This window comes from Pontibacterium sp. (assembly GCF_964228735.1).
GTDB lineage: Bacteria > Pseudomonadota > Gammaproteobacteria > Pseudomonadales > Balneatricaceae > Pontibacterium.
Window position 1 is genome coordinate 1 of record NZ_CAXRBQ010000014.1, and the last position, 17,295, is coordinate 17,295.

A 17,295-nucleotide genomic window follows, 5' to 3' on the forward strand; every position below is an offset into this window, starting at 1 on the left:
GGCGGGAAAGGGATGAAAATTGAAAAGTATGTGGTACCATTTTGTAAACGGCTGATGGCTTGTGGGAATTGTATAGACACCAATAACCATAGGGCTTTCAGCCGTTTTCGTATATACCTTCATGAAAAATATGGGCTAGTAAAGCATTGGGGGCAGGGAATTCGTATCAGGTATTGCTAGTAGTTCTTTCGAGAATCTATACCTTAAGAAATCAGCTGATACATGGTGGAGCCACCTGGAATAGCAAAATAAATCGTTCCCAGCTGAGAGACTGCACGAAAATAATGGCAGCATTAGTGCCAATCGTGATCGAAGTGATGATGGATAATTCCCACCAGCTATGGGGTGAGCCATACTACCCTGTTGTGTGACTGTTGATTGAACTGAATTAGTATTCAAAGACCATATATCGCTTGAGCGGTATATGGTCTGATTATGCTCTATTACTCCGACACCTCGGTGCAGGCTGAGGGGGGAGGAGCGATAATTGCGAATAGTCTTTCTCCGAGAACGGCCCATGCTGCTCTCATCTCTGTCGAATAGCTATAACGCTGATATATACGCTTTACTTTGTTTTCCTCTGTATGGTTAAGACACCTTTCGGCTACTTCGGGTAATACGCCAGTTGCAACCATCATGGAGGCTCCTGTACGACGTAGATCGTGGGGTGTCCACTTGCCACCAGGTAATAACAGGGTTTGAGCAGCAGCACTTCGATTACTCATGACACCGGATTCCGGCGCTCTTTGTCTGTCGGTCAGCTGTTTTGTAATGGTTTTTGTGCTGACTGGGCCTGTTTTGGAACGGTTGGGGTAGCACCACGGACTATCGCCGTGTATTGAATGCAGAGTTTCAAATTGGTTTGCAGTAAAATCTGAAAGATAGATAGTGTGAGCTTTGCCATTTTTGCTGTTCTCAGCAGGTATGAGCCACTCCTTCTTTATTAGATCTATATGCTTCCACTGTGCATTCAATAGTTCTCCAATTCGACAGCATGTAGACAATGCAATCCAGACGGCAACTTCGGTGGAAGTTCTTAGGTTTGCACTTGGAAGTTGTATATGAAGAAGCTGGATCTCATCGGCGGTGAGGATTCGGTCTCGCTCTGTATCCTTCCCTCCGATGTTCACCTTTCTAATGTTTGCAGTTGGATCTACAGCTATAAGGTCTCGGTCTACAGCAAACCGAAACATCTGACGCATCTGTGAGAAAGTAAGTTTAGCAAGCCTTACAACACCTCTGCTTAGTAGTGCATCTGTGACTTCGGTGATGTCGGACTTAGTTACGTCTTCTACATATAATTGCCCAATTCGCGGAAGAACATCTTTGTTAAACGACCGTTTGATTTCGTTGCCACCGTCTTTATGACGAATTAGGTCTACAGACGCCCAATGATCAAAAAGGTCTGCAACGGTTTTGCGAGACGCGATTCTAGCGGCCTCCACTTCAAGTGCCGCTTTCTCTCTAGCAATGCGTGCAAGCTCGGCTTCTTCCATAGCTTTTCGAGTCTGCTCTTGGGCTATAAGATGTTCTTTGACATCCTTAATTCCCGCTTCATGTAGAGAAGCAAGTTCAGAAGCCCGAAGTCTTGCTTCTTTAAGCGTCAGGTAGCCTGGTTTGCTGGATTTACTGTATGGGCCGATCGGTAGGCGTATTCGTTTGCTATTGCTGTCGGTATAACGGAAGTAGAACAGCCGGTCAGCCTTGGGCGTAATGCGCACCGACAAGCCTCCGTGACCCCAGATGGTGGTTTCATTCAGCCACTTATCTTTACCGTCAGGTTTGGTATTTATCTCTCGATCAGTAATTTTGCTCATAGCTAATCCTTGCTCGTGCCCGTTTCGTGCCCGATTGTGTTCGGATTATGATAGACGCTTGTGGACGGTATTGGAATTAGAGTAGGTGTGTTTTGTTGTAAGATATTGATATTTAATGATTAAATATATTGATGATAGACGTTGATAGATCTTTATAGATTTTGATTTACCTTTATGGGGTGCAGGGGGTCGGAGGTTCAAATCCTCTCATCCCGACCATTTTCACTTCTATTGAATCTTCTTTGATTGATTATCTGAAAACTCGGGCGCAGCATCTGCGTGGCGGAGTTATCCGATCTAAAGTCGCGTGCAGACATGAAAATATTTAATGCACGTGCCGCTTTCGTTAAATATTTCCTATATATGCCGATAGTTTCATATATTGAACTGAGCCCCGCAGTTGGCTAGGCTCTGTCGATACTCCTTTGGTCTAATAATAAGGCGTCATCTGGATGTAATATCCGTTAGAGATAGTCCGGCATGATGGATAAACAGATCAAGGAGAGACAACGAAACTTGCATAACGAAGGTTCCCTGATGAAAGTCTCACACAAAATCGCGTTGTTTGCCTCGACCATAGTGGTGTTGGCATTTTCGGTTTTTTCATGGGTGCAGTACCACAGTGTGAAAGACGCGCTGTATGAGAGTACAGCGACGAACACCGCAGAATCGACTAAAGCTTTGGGTGAACAGATCACCAACTGGCTGAACGGAAAACTGGCACTGATCGATATGATGGCAGAAACCATCAATGAAGATTTCAGTGCCGAGACAATTCAGAATACGTTTAACACCCCACTTCTGAAGAAAGAATTTATCCTCATTTTTGGTGGCCTGGACACCGATGGTGAGCGCATCACCAATGATCCGACTTGGAATCCACAAGGTTGGGATGCCCGTAAGCGTCCGTGGTATCCCTATGCCCGCAGCCATCAGCGTGCGGTGCTGACCGATCCATACCCGGATGCTGCGACCAAGGAGATCCTGATCTCTGCGGTGGCCAACATTTACGACAAGGGTGAGTTCAAAGGGGCCTTTGGTGGCGACCTGAGCCTTAAGACCGTATCCGAAGCGGTAAACACGCTGAACTTTCACGGCACCGGCTACGCGTTTCTGGTGAGCGCAGATGGCAATATTATCAGCCACCCGGAAGCGGAGCTGAACGGCAAGTCCCTGAGTGATTTCTTTACTGCCGGTGTACCGCAATTCTCCGAAGAGTTGCAGGAACTGACGGTGGAGGGACGTGAAGTATTTACCTCCTACTACAAACTGAATGGTCTTTATGGCAGTGAGTGGTATGTAGGCGTGGTACTGGATAAAGCCAAGGTGATGGCGGAAGCGAGTTCACTGGGTTGGGCTGCTTTGATTGGTACGTTGATCAGTGCATTGCTGACGTGTGTGGCGATCTACATGGCGGTGTCCCGTGCTCTGCAGCCGTTGCAGACGCTGAAGGACTCTTTGCACGAGATCAACAGCGGTGAAGGTGATCTGACCAAGCGCCTGGACGTGACCTCCAAGGATGAATTTGGGCAGCTCTCAGAGGAGTTCAACCGCTTCCTGGCCTACCTGCAGGAGCTTGTAGGGCAGGTGAAGAACATATCTGTCGATGTACGCGCCAACACTGATATGACCGCAGCGTCTGCTGAGGTGGCTTCAGGGCAGTTGCAACAGCAGTTGTTCGAGCTGGATCAACTGGCAACCGCGATGCATGAAATGTCTGCGACCGCTCAGGACGTGGCTGCCAATGCACAACGTACCGCAGCATCTTCACAGGCAGTGGATGAGGCAACGCACACCGGGGTTGAGGTGGTTTCTCAGACCACAACATCCATTGAAGGTCTGGCGCGTGATATGGAAACCGTGGTGGGTACTATCAACGACCTGTCCTCCTACAGTGATAACATCGCGTCCATTCTGACCACCATTACTGATATTGCTGATCAGACCAACCTGCTTGCGCTTAACGCTGCAATCGAGGCGGCGCGTGCCGGTGACCTGGGACGTGGTTTCGCGGTGGTAGCGGATGAAGTGCGTGCGCTGGCATCCCGTACCCAGCAGTCCACTGAAGAGATCAAGGATATGATCCAGCAGCTGCAGGCGGGTGTGAAAAACGCTGAAGTTGTGATTATGAAAGGACGTGATCGTGCCAACGAAACCCAGGCGATGGCCGCGGAAGCGGACGGTGTTCTGGGTAGCATTCGCGAGAGCATTCAGGATATTAATCAGATGACGCTGCAGATTGCGACCGCTGCCGAGGAGCAGAGTGCGACAGCAGAAGAGATCAACCGTAACACCTCTAACATCCGTGATATCAGTGGCAGCGTGTCAGATCAGGCGCGCGAGCAGGAAAGCAACTGTAACGCGATGGTACAACTGACCAGCCAGCAGGATAGCGCGCTGTCTAAGTTCAAGGTGTAACAAACCCTAGGGATTGGCTGTGTCTGAGTAGGGGCCGCTCAGGCGCAGCCGATGCTTGCCGCCCAGTTGTTCGCTTTCTGCTGCAGGAAGCACAGCTCCTCTGCCAGGCGTTTAAATGGCAGATCCACCTCTCCCCATGCCTCGTGCGTGCAGTTCTTCGCTAACTTCTTAGCAAATTCCTTTTCCGGCAGATCCAGCCATTCCGGGTATTTAGTCAGACAGATACTGATAAAGTCCGCCAGTTGAATGATCAGCAACAGATTGCGGAACCCTTGTGGGACCTGCTGATTGCGGTAGATGCCGTAGCGATGATGGGCACGTACCATGTTGCAGAGCACCTTGGGTAGTTGCCAGTGCTTGCAGGCAATCAGGCCCACCTGGGAGTGGTCATACCCGATCTTCCTACGCTCAACCTGAGGCAGCTCCTGGGGCGATGACCAGCTTGTGCTTGGTGTGTTTGCTAACGCTGTGGGCGCCACATCAAACATCACAAAGCGTCCGATATCGTGCAGCAGACCGCTGATATAAGCGAGTTCGGGGTGAACGCCAAACTCTTTCATAGTCAGTGCCAGATGCTCGGCATAGATCGCGGTTTCGATGGCGTGGGTCCACAACAGCCGGTGTTCGGCGTGGACCGGGAGGAAGACGCGGGTGACACCTATAGTCGCGATGTAATTGGAGATGCTTTCGGTACCGATACGGGACATCGCCATGGTCAGGCTGCTGATCGGTTGCGCAGTACCTGACGCAGCAGAGTTGGCAATCTTCAGTATCAGAGTGGTCAGGGAGGGGTCTTTACGTGCCAAGGCTACCATCTGTTCAAAGTAGTCCTCCTGCTGCTTATCCAGCGCCATCAACTCGGTCAAAACAACAGGCAAAAACGGGAGTTGTTTAACCTGTTCTTCAATGTCATGAAGTTGAGGGGCCATATCCATCGCAGACGTTCCGTGGTCGGAGAAACTTGTAGCTATTTATAGTGTATGAAATGCCTCACAGAAGTCACAGATTAAAACGAAATAAACTTATAGTTATGCCATAAAATCAGCCAGTTAGTGACTTGTGGCAAACGCGCAGTCGGCTTTGTTGGGATCGTTTGGCTGCGCTATCAGGGACAGGGGATTCTGTTTGAACAGGTTAATTAGTCTCCCGGCTTTAATAGCCAGGATTGATTAAAGCGTGTACAGATCGATTTAGTGTTTTTATGGGATTTAGGTGGCTTTCACAGTCAATGTTAGGTGATTTTTCTTTTTGATGGGTGGAAATAGAAAAATTTTCTGGAATTTTGAAATCTACAGTAACCCTGTGGGATTCGTGGATTTGTAACGGTAGAGTTTGCCCGTACTGTTTAAACAGTAACCAAAAAATCAGTTTTCGAATGTTAAACATCGATCTGAAATAGCGGTTGATGTGACGCGTGACAGATCCCGAAGAAAATAATGACAATGACTAAGACGTTCAATTTCGCACCGATCCGCAATATCTACAAAATTCGTCAGATGGCCGCTGACAGCTGGTGGGTTTACATGCACAAACTGGGTGCAAACGGTGAACTGAGCAACGCTTCCCGCGTCGTGTTCTTTGGCAAGAGCCGCGAGCAGGTTGATCAGTGGATTGAAGGTAAAGACGACGTCGTCTTTATCCTGGCTGACAGCTGATTGATACATCTTCAGCGCCTGGAGTTCGGGCGCTGAGATAGATGACTGCAGCGATCCTGTTGATCGCTGCGGCATAACATCGCATCCCTCCCAACCATCATACCTCAGGGTATGAGAAGTCTTTCTGCGCCCTGATTGGGGCTCATCGCAGCACACTTTTTCCAGATTCCCCGTATCGGTGGAAAATTACGTTTACGTAAAATGTCTGTAATTAGCTCGTTTCTGTCTGCATCATTTGTTATTTTCTTAAAACGCTCCAATTTACGTAGCTGTATTCCACAAACAGTGAAATCACGTCCCCCTCATCTGCTCACGATTGTGAGGCATATTTTTTAACGGGGTACGTGGCTTTCCAGAAATGTTACTGGCTGGATGTCTCCCCGGCATTCGGTGCAGATAAGGGTAGGGCAGATGACTGGACGATCCGACAAGCTGGCGAAGTCTCGTCCCTCAAGTGAGGCGTTCGAACTCGACGAATTTCCATTTTATTGGGTCGCTCGGGTGAATGCCCGTTACGCCCTGGAGATGGAGAAAACTCTCAAGCCGATGAACATGGATATCTCCCGCTGGCGGGTAGCCATGCTTCTTAATGTACACGGCGAGATGAGTATCTCTGATATTGCCGAACAAGCCCTCGGCAAGTTGCCCACCATTACCAAGATTGTGTACCGCATGCGGGACGAGGGCCTGGTTGCCGTCTATCCCTCAGATATGGACGGCCGGGTGACCCTCGTACGCCTGACGGAGCTGGGGTACGAGAATGTAACTTATGTCTTTGCAAATACGCAGGACGTGTTCAAAAAAGCGTTTAAGGGTTTTTCAGAGCCGCAGGTTCGTAAGGTCAATAAACTGTTGGGTAAGTTGTTCGACAACCTGGGCGAATAACGCACTTACTCTACAGCCACAGCGCTTTCACGCTTTGCCCGCTTGGTTTGTGATTGCAGCGGTATCTTCACCGAGATTTTGAGACCCGGCTGGGCGTTTTCAATGCTCAGTGTGCCCTGATGGGCTTTGACGATCGCCTGTACCAGCGACAGACCCAATCCTGTACCGGATTTTTCCTGCCCGTTCTGGCTGCGGTAGAAACGGCGGGTGATATGATCCAGTTCTTCATCCGGCAATCCCGGCCCGTAGTCGCGGATCTGCAGCAGCGCATAAGCCTTCACTTCGCTCACACTGATCTCAATTCGGTCACCACAGGCGGCGTACTTAAACGCATTCTCCAGCAGGTTGGAAACACACTGGAAGATCAGGTTGGGGTTGCCCTGCAACTGCACCGGTTTGGCAAACACCACGATCTCCTGTCCCTGTTCCTCGGCCAGTGGAGTATAGATATCCGTGGCGGAGTGGATCATATCGTCCAGGTAAAACTGTTCGCTGTTGTGGGGTTTACCCGCTTCCAGTGCGGCAATGTTGAGTGCGGCGTTAAAGACCTTGAGCAGATGATCGACTTCGTCCGTGGCGCGGTCCAGGGCTTCCTGCGTGTCCGGATCATGTGCTTTGCAGCGGGTTTCTTCCAGCATATTACGCATGCGGGTGAGCGGGGTGCGCAGGTCGTGGGCGATGTTATCTGACACGCTTTTTACGGCGGTGACCGTATCCGATACCTGCGCCAGCATGTGGTTGATATGCTGCGCCAGCGAGTCGAACTCCTTCTCCTGACCGCGCACCGGTATGCGCTGATCCAGGTTGCCGCCTTCGATCACGTCCTCACACAACTCGTTGATCGAGCGGATACGGCGCAGGATATAGGTGCTGGCAATCAGGCCGCCGATGGCGCCGACACAGAGTGTGAGGAACAGGGTCAGCCGAATCCAGAAGCTCATCTTCTCGGCGCGGTAGTGATCGGTGTAGTCAAAACCGTAGGTGAGGGTGCTTTGGTTGGGCAGCACCAGCTTGGAAACCATCAGTATTTTGCTCTGATCGTTTATACGGGCTTTGGCCAGCATGATATTGGGTGCAAACTGCTCATCCAGGATGTTCAGCTTGCCAATATCCCCGATGGTGATGACATCGGTCTTCAGGCGGTAGTGCAGGATATCGCCCCGGCGCCACTCCTCGAACTGCTTAATCAGTGTCCCCGCCTTGGCCTGGTCCTGCAGTTGCTTGTGGGAAGTCTTCAGGAAGTTGGTGAGGAAATAGCTGTCAGCCGAGAGCGGGGTGTTGTGGTTCTGCACAACTGAGAGGCCCACTATCAGCGCGACCAGCGTTAGCAGCCAGATTGAAAACAGGATGCCGATACGGGAGATGGAAACACGGATCTTCATCGATCAGGCTTCGATCTTGTAACCGGAACCACGCACCGTGTGGATCAATTGTTTTTCGTACGGCTTATCCAGCTTGTTACGCAGCTTGCTGATATGCACATCGACCACGTTGGTTTGTGGATCGAAGTGGTAACCCCAGATCTGTTCCAGCAGCAGGGTGCGGCTGATCACTTCACCCCGGTGCTGCAGCAGAAAGAGCAGGATGCGGTATTCGGTGGGTTTCAGCTCCAGCGCCTGACCCTGGCGACAGACCTTATGGGACAACGTATCCACATGCAGGTCATCCATCTGAATCACATGTTCTTCGGCAAGGGATAACGGTCGGCGCAGCAGCACACTGATACGCGCCTGAAGCTCACGGAAAGAAAACGGCTTGGTCAGATAATCGTCGGCACCGGCTTGCAGGCCGTCTACCCGATCATCCACTGTGGCCATGGCACTGAGCAGCAGGACCGGGGTTTTGTTGCCCAGGCTGCGCAGAGCTTTCAGCAATTTGATGCCGTCCACTTTCGGCAGCATACGGTCGAGAATGATGGCGTTAAAGCTTTCCGTGCTGGCGAGAAACAGGCCATCTTCACCGTTTTCGGCATTTTCCAGTTGGTACCCCTGCTCTTCCAAACCCTTGCGGATGAAGCTGGAGACTTCCCGGTCATCTTCTATCAACAGTATTCGCGCCATATCGATTCTTAGATCGCATCCTTGAGTGATGATTGGCGATTAAGTCATAACCCCTGTCCTGCATCAAGGCCCAGTCTGATTAATAAATTTCGCCTATTTAGTTTGGTCTGACCATCTAATTCCTTTCTATATCAGATGGTTATTGGGTTTTGGTGCGTCAGATCTGTTCACTGAATCGCTGAAACATTAACAAAACTTAACTCAATCACCAGCTCAACTTAATGCGTTGCGGCTCACCCTCTAAAACAGTTCACAGATTCCCGCGCGCCTCAATCGGAGGCCGACGGACCCGTATAAACCCAGAGGGAGGTGGCGCCATGAGCGACGTTTCCAGTGTTAACAACAACGCGTCGATCTTTAACCAGATCAACGCAGCTAACAGCTCAAGTACGCAGCAAACCAGCCAATCCGACAGCGACATGTTTATGGAGTTGCTGATCGCCCAGCTGCAGAACCAGGACCCAACCAGTCCGACCGATACCGATCAGTTCATGTCGCAGGTCACCGAGATGTCGATGGTGGAGTCATTGGTCAATATGGAGACCGCGATTGGTGACCTCTCCAACAGCCTGCTGAGCAGCCAGAACGCACTGCAGGCATCGTCGATGGTGGGGCAGAACGTCTTTGTTGAATCCGACTCGGCGATGGTCAGCGCGGGACAAGACACCATCGATGGCGTGGTTGAGCTGCCGGCCAGTGCGACTCAGGTGCGGGTGCAGGTGTTCGACCAGAACGACACCCTGGTGGGCACTGTCGAGCTGGGACAACAAGCCGCCGGGGATCTGGAATACAGCTTTGACAGCTCGCAGCTGCCCGCGGGTGAGTACCGCGTGGTGGCGCAGGCCGAGATCGGCGGTGAGCTGCAGCAGCTGGACAACTTCATCTCTCATCCCGTTGAAAGCGTAACCCTGGGCCAGAACGGCGTTGGCATGACCGTCAACACCGCTCTGGGTGGCGCTTCCATGAACGACATCAAACAGATCGCAGCCTGAGGAGAGTAAGCCATGGCAGGTTTCAACACGGCCGTTACCGGCATTAAATCAGCGACCACCGATCTGGATGTGATCGGCAACAACATCGCCAACGCCAGCACCGTAGGCTTTAAGTCCTCCAGTGTGCAGTTCGGCGATATTTACACCACCGCGGTAGTGGGGGCGGGCTCCAGCAACGTGACCGGCTCCGGTGTAACGGTGATGGATATCCAGCAGGACTTCAGCGGCGGCACCATCGAGTTCACCAACAACAACCTCGATTTGGCGATCAACGGTTCCGGTTATTTTGTGTTGGATGATGGTCAGGGCGGCGTGACCTACACCCGCGCCGGTAATTTCCAGTTGGATGCGGATGGCAACATTGTCTCCAGTAACGGCAAGCATGTGCAGGGTTACGGCGTGGATGAAAGCGGTAACCTGCTGCCGGTGGATGACCTGAAGGTGGAGGAGACCGAAAGCCCACCCAAGGCCACGGAAGCGATCGAGCTGTCGGTAAACATCGACTCGCGGGAAGACTCCGCCGAGCTGGTGACTCCGTACGATAAAGACAACGCTGACACCTTTACCCACAGCGCCACCGTGCCCACCTTTGACAGCCTGGGTAACGAGCAGACCATCAAGTTCAACTACGTCGAACAGCCACCACACCGTGAGGTGCAGACCATCGACCTGACCACCAACAGCGGTGGTTTCGCCGCGGGCGACAGCGTTGAGATCTCCGGCGTAACCGTGGATCTGAATGACCTGTTCAACGGTACGACTACCGAACAGCAGGCACAGATCGATGCCCTGATTGCCGGTGATCCGCGTATCGCCAGTGTCAGCGTGGATGCCGCCAACGAAAATATAGAACTGACCTTTATGGCCTCCGCCACCGATGTGGATAACGTACAGGTGGGCAGCCTCAGCATCGCGGCGGCAGGCTCGCAGCTGTCGGGCATTACTTCCACCAACCTGGCGGCCAACGAGGTACATACCTACGACCTGAACGATTCTGCCTTTGATGCCAGCGGCAATCTGGTGGATGACACTGTACTGAGCATCGGCGGCGTGGATATTCAACTCACAGCCGGTATGACCGAGCAACAGGTGGCGGAAACCATCACTGCCCAGCAGGCCCTAATTGTTGATCAGAATCCGGATGTGGAATCGGTGACGCTGGTGAATAACGGCAGTGACTACCAGATACAGATCACCTTTGACGCACTCTCCGGCAATGTAGGCGACGACTCGCTGTCGGTGAATGCAGGCACCAGTAACGGCGTAGACGTACTCAACAACCAGCAAGTGGTCACCGGGGATAACTCCTTCGACGGGGTCTACAGTGTCTACGCCTACCTTGATGGCGAAGAGCTGTTGGATATTGGCAAGCAGGTTGATCCGGGTGAGGTGGGGGACGCCTCCGGTGCTACCGAACCGGGCCCGATCATTATGACCTTCGATCCGACCAGCGGCATTCTCAGCTCAGTGAACGACGACAACGTAGTGCTGGGTGGTACTGCACCGCTGCTGACCATCACTGGCGCCGATCCGGCCAATCCATTGACCGAAATCTCCCTGGACCTTTCTGGCACCACCCAGTTTGCGTCCGAATCCAGTCTGCGAGCTTCGTCCCAGGATGGCTACACCAAGGGTGACCTGATCGGTGTGAGTTTTACCGAAGATGGCGAAATGGTGGCCAGCTTCTCCAACAACCAGAGCCAGACTCTGGGCGTGGTGGCGATCGCCACCTTTGCCAATCAGGACGGTTTGAACCCGGCCGGGGATACGGAGTGGAGTGCCAGCTTCGCTTCCGGTGCCGCGCTGCTTAACCCGCCAGGTACCGGCCTCAACGGGACCCTGGAGTCCGGTGCGCTGGAGCAGTCCAACGTGGACCAATCCACCGAGCTGGTGCGGCTGATCGAGGCGCAGCGTAACTACCAGGCCAGCTCCAAGGTGTTGGAAACACTCAACACCGTAACGCAGGCGATTCTGCAGATCTGATCTGACGGGAGGGGCGGGTAATGAGCAATCTGCTGAATATCGGTAGCCAGAGTCTGCAATCCAACACTTACGCGCTGAGTGTGACTGGGCAGAACATCGCCAACGTGAATACGGCGGGATACAGCCGCCAGACGGTGGAGTTCAGCTCGCACGCAGCCTTGGGTGGCAGTTACACCAGCCTGGAGCGGGTGACCAGCAATTACCTGACCCAGCAGGTGTGGGCGGATCAGTCGGTGTATTCCAAGGCCGACAGCTACGCCAGCAAGATGGAGGTGCTGGATAACCTGCTGGCGGCCGACGGCACCAACCTGTCCGACGCGTTGGACAGCTATTTCTCCGCGTTGCAGAACGCCGTAGATGACCCAACCTCATCGCCCAACCGGGAACTGCTGTTGGCTGAGCTGGAGGCCTTAGGCAATTCCTTCCAGCAGATGGATCGCCTGCTGGAGGATCAGCAGAACCTGATCGACAGCCAGCTGGAGTCCTCCGCCGATCAGGTTAATCAACTGGCCGCCAATATCGCCTACCTGAACGGCGCGATCCAGCAGGCTGAGGCACAGGGCAATCCCGATGCCGCTTTGCTGGACCAGCGTGATGAGCTGGTGGGTGAGCTGGCCGAGTATCTGGATCTGCAGGTGGTGGAGCAGGGGAGCAGCGGTTACAGCCTCTACCTGGACAACGGTCAGCCGCTGGTGGTGGGCACGACCGCAGGGAGCCTCTCGACCACCTTCGACAGCAGTGATCTGACCCACACCGCGCTGCAGCTCAACTTCGGTGGTCAGCAGAGCGCAGTGCACGATGACAGCATTGGCGGCCTGATTGGCGGCTTGCTGGCCTACCGCAGTGACCTGGACGGGGCGCAGAACGAAGTCGACCTGATGGCGCTGACCTTTATCGACAGCATGAATCAGCAGCAGCTCGCCGGTATGGACCTGAACAGCGAGATGGGCAGTGCGCTGTTTAATGATATCAACAGCAGTAGTCTGATGAATGGGCGCCTGACACCGACCCTGGACAATACCACCAGTCTGAGCAAGGGCTGGGTGGAGATCACCGATCCCAGTGCGCTTACCGGCGCCGAGTATGAGCTGGAGATCACCGGCAGCGACAGCTTCACGCTGGTGGATCAGAGCAGCGGGCAATCCCTTAAATCCAGTGCGATGAATCAGGTGAGTTCGTTGGATCAGCTCACCGACGGTAGCTACTACGCCGACTGGAACAGCGGCGAGCTGGTGGTGGCGGTGGACGGCATGCAGATCCACCTGGAAGCCTCGTCAGTGCTGGCGCAGGGGGACAGTTTCAGTATCGATCCTACCCATGATGCGGCGGCAAGCATGGAACTGGCGCTGATCGACGGCAGTCAGCTGGCACTGGCCTCGCCGATCCGCGTCAGCCCTGCATCCGACAATCAGGGCACCTTGCAGGCCAGTGCTACCGTCACCGATCCGACATCTTCCACCTTTACCACCACTGAAAAGGCGCTGTCGCCACCGCTGGAGGTGGTATTCAGCAATAGCGAACCTCCTACCTACAGCGTTTATGACACCAGCGATCCGGACAATCCAGTGCCGTTGGTGGTCGATGGTTCACCGCTGACCGACCAGCTCTACAGTTCCGGAGAGGCGATTGCACTGAATGGCTTTTCTATAACTCTGACCGGCGAAGCCAGTCCGGGCGATCGAATCTCCTTCTCCTACAACGAAAACGGTGTCTCCGATAACCGCAACGCGTTGGCGTTCTCCGCGATGCAGTCGGAAGATCTGATGCACGGTGAAAGCTGGCAGTCCGCCTATGCATCCCTGATCGAGCAGGTCGGCACCGATACCAAAAACGCGCAGCTGCAGAGCACCGCCAGCCTCAGCGTGCTGCAGTCGAGTGAACAGGCCAAGGCCAGTCTGGTGGGCGTCAACCTCGACGAGGAAGCGGCCAAGCTGGTGCAGTACCAGCAGGCGTACCAAGCCTCGGCGCAGTTGATTTCCACCAGTCAGACCCTGTTCGAAACCCTGCTGGATGCGGTGTAAGGAGGCTTGTTATGCGTATCTCAACCCAACAGATCTACAGCCAGTCGGTCTTTAACATGCAGCAGTCGCAGGTAAAGCTGGCTGAGCTGAACGAGCAGATCGCCACCGGCAAACGTATCCAGTCACCCTCCGATGATCCGGTGGGGGCCGCCCAGATTGTGGCGCTGAATGAAGAGCTGGCCCAGCTGGAAAAGTACGAAAGTAATATCGGTTATGCCCAGAACAGTCTCGATCTGGAAGAGACAGTGATCGAAGACATCAACATCGCCATGGACAAGATGAGTGAACTGGCGGTGCAGGCGGGCAATACCACCCTGAGCGATAACGACCGGCAATCGATCGCCAATGAGCTGCGCGAACTGACCGAATACGTGGCGGGACTGATGAACACGCAGACTGCCAGCGGCGAATATATCTTTGCCGGATCACAGGGCCATACCCAGCCCTTTGTGCAGGATGGCAGCGGTCAGTACCAGTATCAGGGCGACGACGGTCAGCGCGAGATCCAGGTGGGCGCCAGTTATCTGATGCCAATGGGGGATGCTGGCGCTGACGTGTTTATGGCGGTGTCTGGCGAGCTGGAGGTCAGCCTGTTGGGGAGTGATACCAGTCACCTGACAGTGAGCGTGGAAGATCAGGATGCGGCGGATGCATTATTCAATAGCAGCGGTGATCTGAATCTCAGCATTACTCAGGATGGTGGTGGCAACTACAGCTACAGCCTGCTCGATAGTGCTGGGAATCCACTGGGGGATCCGGCACTGAGTAACATTGCGTTTACCCCACCGGAAACCCTGGAGCACGAAGGTGTCAGCTTGACCCTCAATCCGACTGGCCCCGTCGACACCACACTGCGTGCCGAAACCCCGCAGCACTCGATCCTGGATGTGGCGTTGGAGCTGGCGGATGCCCTGGAGCAGCCGGTCACCGATGGCGAGAGTCAGCAAGCGGTCAGTGATGCTGTCGCCAAGGCACTCACCGACATCGATTCGGCCCAGGAGCAACTTCTCGCTACGACCACCCATATCGGCGCGCGGGGTGGCGCGCTGGAAAAGCAGCTGGATAGTAATCTGGAACTGCAATTGATCACCAAAACCACCCTGTCGAGCATCGAAGACACCGACCTCACCACCGCGATCACCGAACTGCAGTTGGAGCAAACCTTGTTGGAAGCGTCGCAGGTGGTGTTTGGCCAAGTGACCGGCATGAGCCTGTTCGACTATATCCGCTAACCTCAACCGTGCAGCCAGAGGAGTAACTGGCATGAGTTCAATTGTCAGCAGTCTTGGTGCGGGGTCGGGGATTGATACCACCCAGTTGGTGAACAGTTTGGTCGAGGCGGAACGGGCGCCGACCGATGCACGTCTGGATGAAAAGCAGGCCGAACTGGAAGCGGATATCTCCGCTTACGGTACCTTTCAGAGCAGCCTGTCCGAGTTTGAAGCGTTGATCGAGCCGCTCTCGTCTGCGGATACCTACAGCGCCCGCAGTGTGTCTTTCTCCGATACCGATGCGATCACGCCTACCGAACTGGATGCCGGTGCCACGACCGGCAGTTACCAGATTGAGGTGGTCAGTATCGCCACCTCCCAGACTCTGACCAGTGGCAGCTATGCCTCCGAAGACGATGCAGTAGGGGAGGGCACACTGACCATCCGCTTCGGGGAGTGGAGCGAAGACGGTAGCAGTTTCAGCCATGACGGTGAGAGCGAAACCCTTCAGATCGAGATCGACGAAAACAACAACAGCCTGCAGGGACTGGCGGACGCAATCAACGATGCCGACGCGGGCGTGCAGGCATCGATTGTGTACGACGGCGAAGGCTACCGGTTAATGCTCAGCTCCGAGAGTGGCTTGCGCAACGGCATGGAGATCAGCGTGGAGGAGGCGGGTGAGAGTCCGACCAACAGCGACAACCAAGGCTTATCCATACTGGCCTTTAATACCGACACGCAAAACCTGACCCAGACCCAAAGTGCCAGCGATGCCGAGTTGATATTGAACGGTCTGGAGTTAACCCGTGAGACCAACGAGATTGACGATGTGATCACCGGTCTGACGTTTGAGCTGAACAGTTCCAGCGAAGGGGAGCTGATCAACTTCTCCATCAGCCAGGATGACTCGATCGCCGAACAGGCGATCCGCGACTTTGTTGAAGCCTACAACGTGTTTTATGAAACGGCAGAGAACCTGACGGGGATCGATGAGGAGACCGGTGAAAAAGCTGCGCTGGCAAACGAGCCAATCGCCAAAAGTGCTGTCACACAGATCCGCTCAATTCTGACTGCCCAGGTGGAGGGTACCAACAGCGACTTTAACTCACTGGCGCAGGTGGGCATCCTGACCGAGCTGGATGGCACGCTGACCATTGATGAAGAGATATTTCAGGATGCGCTGGATAACAACTTTGATGAGCTGGCCGCGCTGTTTACACCCTCCATGTCATCAAGCAGCAGCGAGATTGACGTTGGGCTGGGCAGTTATGCCACCAATGCCCAGCCGGGCACCTATGAAATCGAGATCACCCAGCAACCCAGCAAGGGGGAGTTCAGCGGCGAAGTGGTGGACAGCAGTCTTACCAGCAGCGGCAGTTTCAGCCTCAATACCGGCAGTGAAGACTACAGTTTTGAGGTGACCGTTGATGGTGTGACCTCCAGCGCTATCTCCCTGCCAGCAGACAGCCTTTATGACTCCGGTGCTGAAATGGCGGCCGAGCTGCAGAGCCTGATCAACGGCGATGAAAACCTGTCGGATGCTAACCTGCGGGTGAATGTCACTTACGACGAAGCCAGCCAGTCGTTTAACTTTGAATCCGACAGTTACGGATCCAACTCCAAAGTTTCCTTCGGTAGCACCACAGCAGGTGTGAACACCTTGGGAATCAGCGACGGCGGCGGCACCGCCGGCGTGGACGTGGCCGGCACCATCAATGGGGAGGCGGGTTTTGGCGCCGGGGATATCCTGCTGCCCGATGTGAACTCCGATGCCTACGGCCTGGTGTTTAATATCACGCCTGGCGCCACATCAGCCACGGTGGACTTCTCGGTGGGTGTTGGTGGTTTGCTGGTGCGCGAGATCGAATACCAGCTGGATGACGGCGGACCAATCGAGTTCAGGGAAGACAATATCGATACCGAACTTGCGGGGATCGAAGAGGATCGGGACGAGCTGGACCGTAAGATGGCGTTGTATGAATCACGCCTGTTGAAGGAGTACCAGACTATGGAGGATATCCTCAACTCCCTCAACAACTCTTCCACCGCGCTTGATAACCTGCTGGCTACGTTAAATGCTGAGTAAAGCTCTAGGTGCTCCCCATTAGCGCCTGTAGATACCATCTCTCGATTCTGGCTACAAACGCTTTTAGAGCGGGTGTAGCTGGAACTTTTCCTGGCTTTTCACCACGCCAAAGCACAGGTGGACCAGCTTTCTCATCGCTGCGCCCAGTGCCTGCATTTTGTTCT

At 53.8% G+C, this 17,295-nt stretch carries 12 protein-coding genes; 8 read left to right on the plus strand and 4 right to left on the minus strand.

What is annotated here, in order from left to right; all coding sequences use genetic code 11:
- Positions 1–443 precede the first annotated feature (443 nt).
- The gene (locus ACEQ15_RS01290) at positions 444–1,817 is read right to left on the minus strand and encodes a tyrosine-type recombinase/integrase (RefSeq protein ID WP_370277171.1); all 1,374 of its coding nucleotides are present in this window, start codon (positions 1,815–1,817) and stop codon (positions 444–446) included.
- A gap of 537 nt (positions 1,818–2,354) precedes the next feature.
- Here ACEQ15_RS01290 and ACEQ15_RS01295 point away from each other — a divergent pair.
- On the plus strand, positions 2,355–4,235 hold the full coding sequence (locus ACEQ15_RS01295; RefSeq protein ID WP_370277172.1) for a methyl-accepting chemotaxis protein: 1,881 nt from the start codon (positions 2,355–2,357) through the stop codon (positions 4,233–4,235).
- A gap of 38 nt (positions 4,236–4,273) precedes the next feature.
- On the opposite strand, the gene ACEQ15_RS01300 is transcribed toward ACEQ15_RS01295, so the two are convergent.
- Positions 4,274–5,170: an HDOD domain-containing protein gene (locus tag ACEQ15_RS01300; protein WP_370277174.1), complete on the minus strand. Its 897-nt coding sequence runs from the start codon at positions 5,168–5,170 to the stop codon at positions 4,274–4,276.
- A 507-nt stretch (positions 5,171–5,677) separates the two neighbouring features.
- On the opposite strand from ACEQ15_RS01300, the gene ACEQ15_RS01305 reads away from it, so the two are divergent.
- Entirely contained in the window at positions 5,678–5,890 is a 213-nt protein-coding gene (locus ACEQ15_RS01305) for a hypothetical protein (protein WP_370277175.1), read from the plus strand.
- Positions 5,891–6,301: 411 nt separating this feature from the next.
- Positions 6,302–6,775, plus strand: coding sequence for a MarR family winged helix-turn-helix transcriptional regulator (locus ACEQ15_RS01310; protein ID WP_370277177.1), 474 nt, complete (start codon positions 6,302–6,304; stop codon positions 6,773–6,775).
- Positions 6,776–6,780: 5 nt separating this feature from the next.
- Here the strand turns inward: ACEQ15_RS01310 and ACEQ15_RS01315 are convergent, their stop codons facing one another.
- Positions 6,781–8,157 carry an ATP-binding protein gene (locus tag ACEQ15_RS01315; RefSeq protein WP_370277178.1) on the minus strand — a complete coding sequence of 459 codons (1,377 nt, stop codon included), beginning with the start codon at positions 8,155–8,157 and terminating at the stop codon, positions 6,781–6,783.
- Between the two features lie 3 nt (positions 8,158–8,160).
- Positions 8,161–8,835 (minus strand): response regulator transcription factor, encoded by a 675-nt coding sequence (locus ACEQ15_RS01320; protein ID WP_370277179.1) that lies wholly within the window; start codon positions 8,833–8,835, stop codon positions 8,161–8,163.
- A 317-nt stretch (positions 8,836–9,152) separates the two neighbouring features.
- Here ACEQ15_RS01320 and ACEQ15_RS01325 point away from each other — a divergent pair, with 317 nt between their 5' ends.
- Genes ACEQ15_RS01325 through fliD form a run of 5 tightly spaced genes read left to right on the plus strand, consistent with a single transcriptional unit; the run spans position 9,153 to position 17,131 of the window.
- Positions 9,153–9,827: a flagellar hook capping FlgD N-terminal domain-containing protein gene (locus tag ACEQ15_RS01325; RefSeq protein ID WP_370277180.1), complete on the plus strand. Its 675-nt coding sequence runs from the start codon at positions 9,153–9,155 to the stop codon at positions 9,825–9,827.
- Between the two features lie 12 nt (positions 9,828–9,839).
- Positions 9,840–11,810 (plus strand): flagellar hook protein FlgE, encoded by a 1,971-nt coding sequence (locus ACEQ15_RS01330; RefSeq protein WP_370277181.1) that lies wholly within the window; start codon positions 9,840–9,842, stop codon positions 11,808–11,810.
- A gap of 20 nt (positions 11,811–11,830) precedes the next feature.
- Positions 11,831–13,831, plus strand: coding sequence for a flagellar hook-associated protein FlgK (gene flgK, locus ACEQ15_RS01335; RefSeq protein WP_370277182.1), 2,001 nt, complete (start codon positions 11,831–11,833; stop codon positions 13,829–13,831).
- An 11-nt stretch (positions 13,832–13,842) separates the two neighbouring features.
- Entirely contained in the window at positions 13,843–15,063 is a 1,221-nt protein-coding gene (gene flgL / locus ACEQ15_RS01340) for a flagellar hook-associated protein FlgL (RefSeq protein WP_370277183.1), read from the plus strand.
- 31 nt (positions 15,064–15,094) lie between these two features.
- Positions 15,095–17,131: a flagellar filament capping protein FliD gene (gene fliD / locus ACEQ15_RS01345; protein ID WP_370277184.1), complete on the plus strand. Its 2,037-nt coding sequence runs from the start codon at positions 15,095–15,097 to the stop codon at positions 17,129–17,131.
- Positions 17,132–17,295 lie beyond the last annotated feature (164 nt).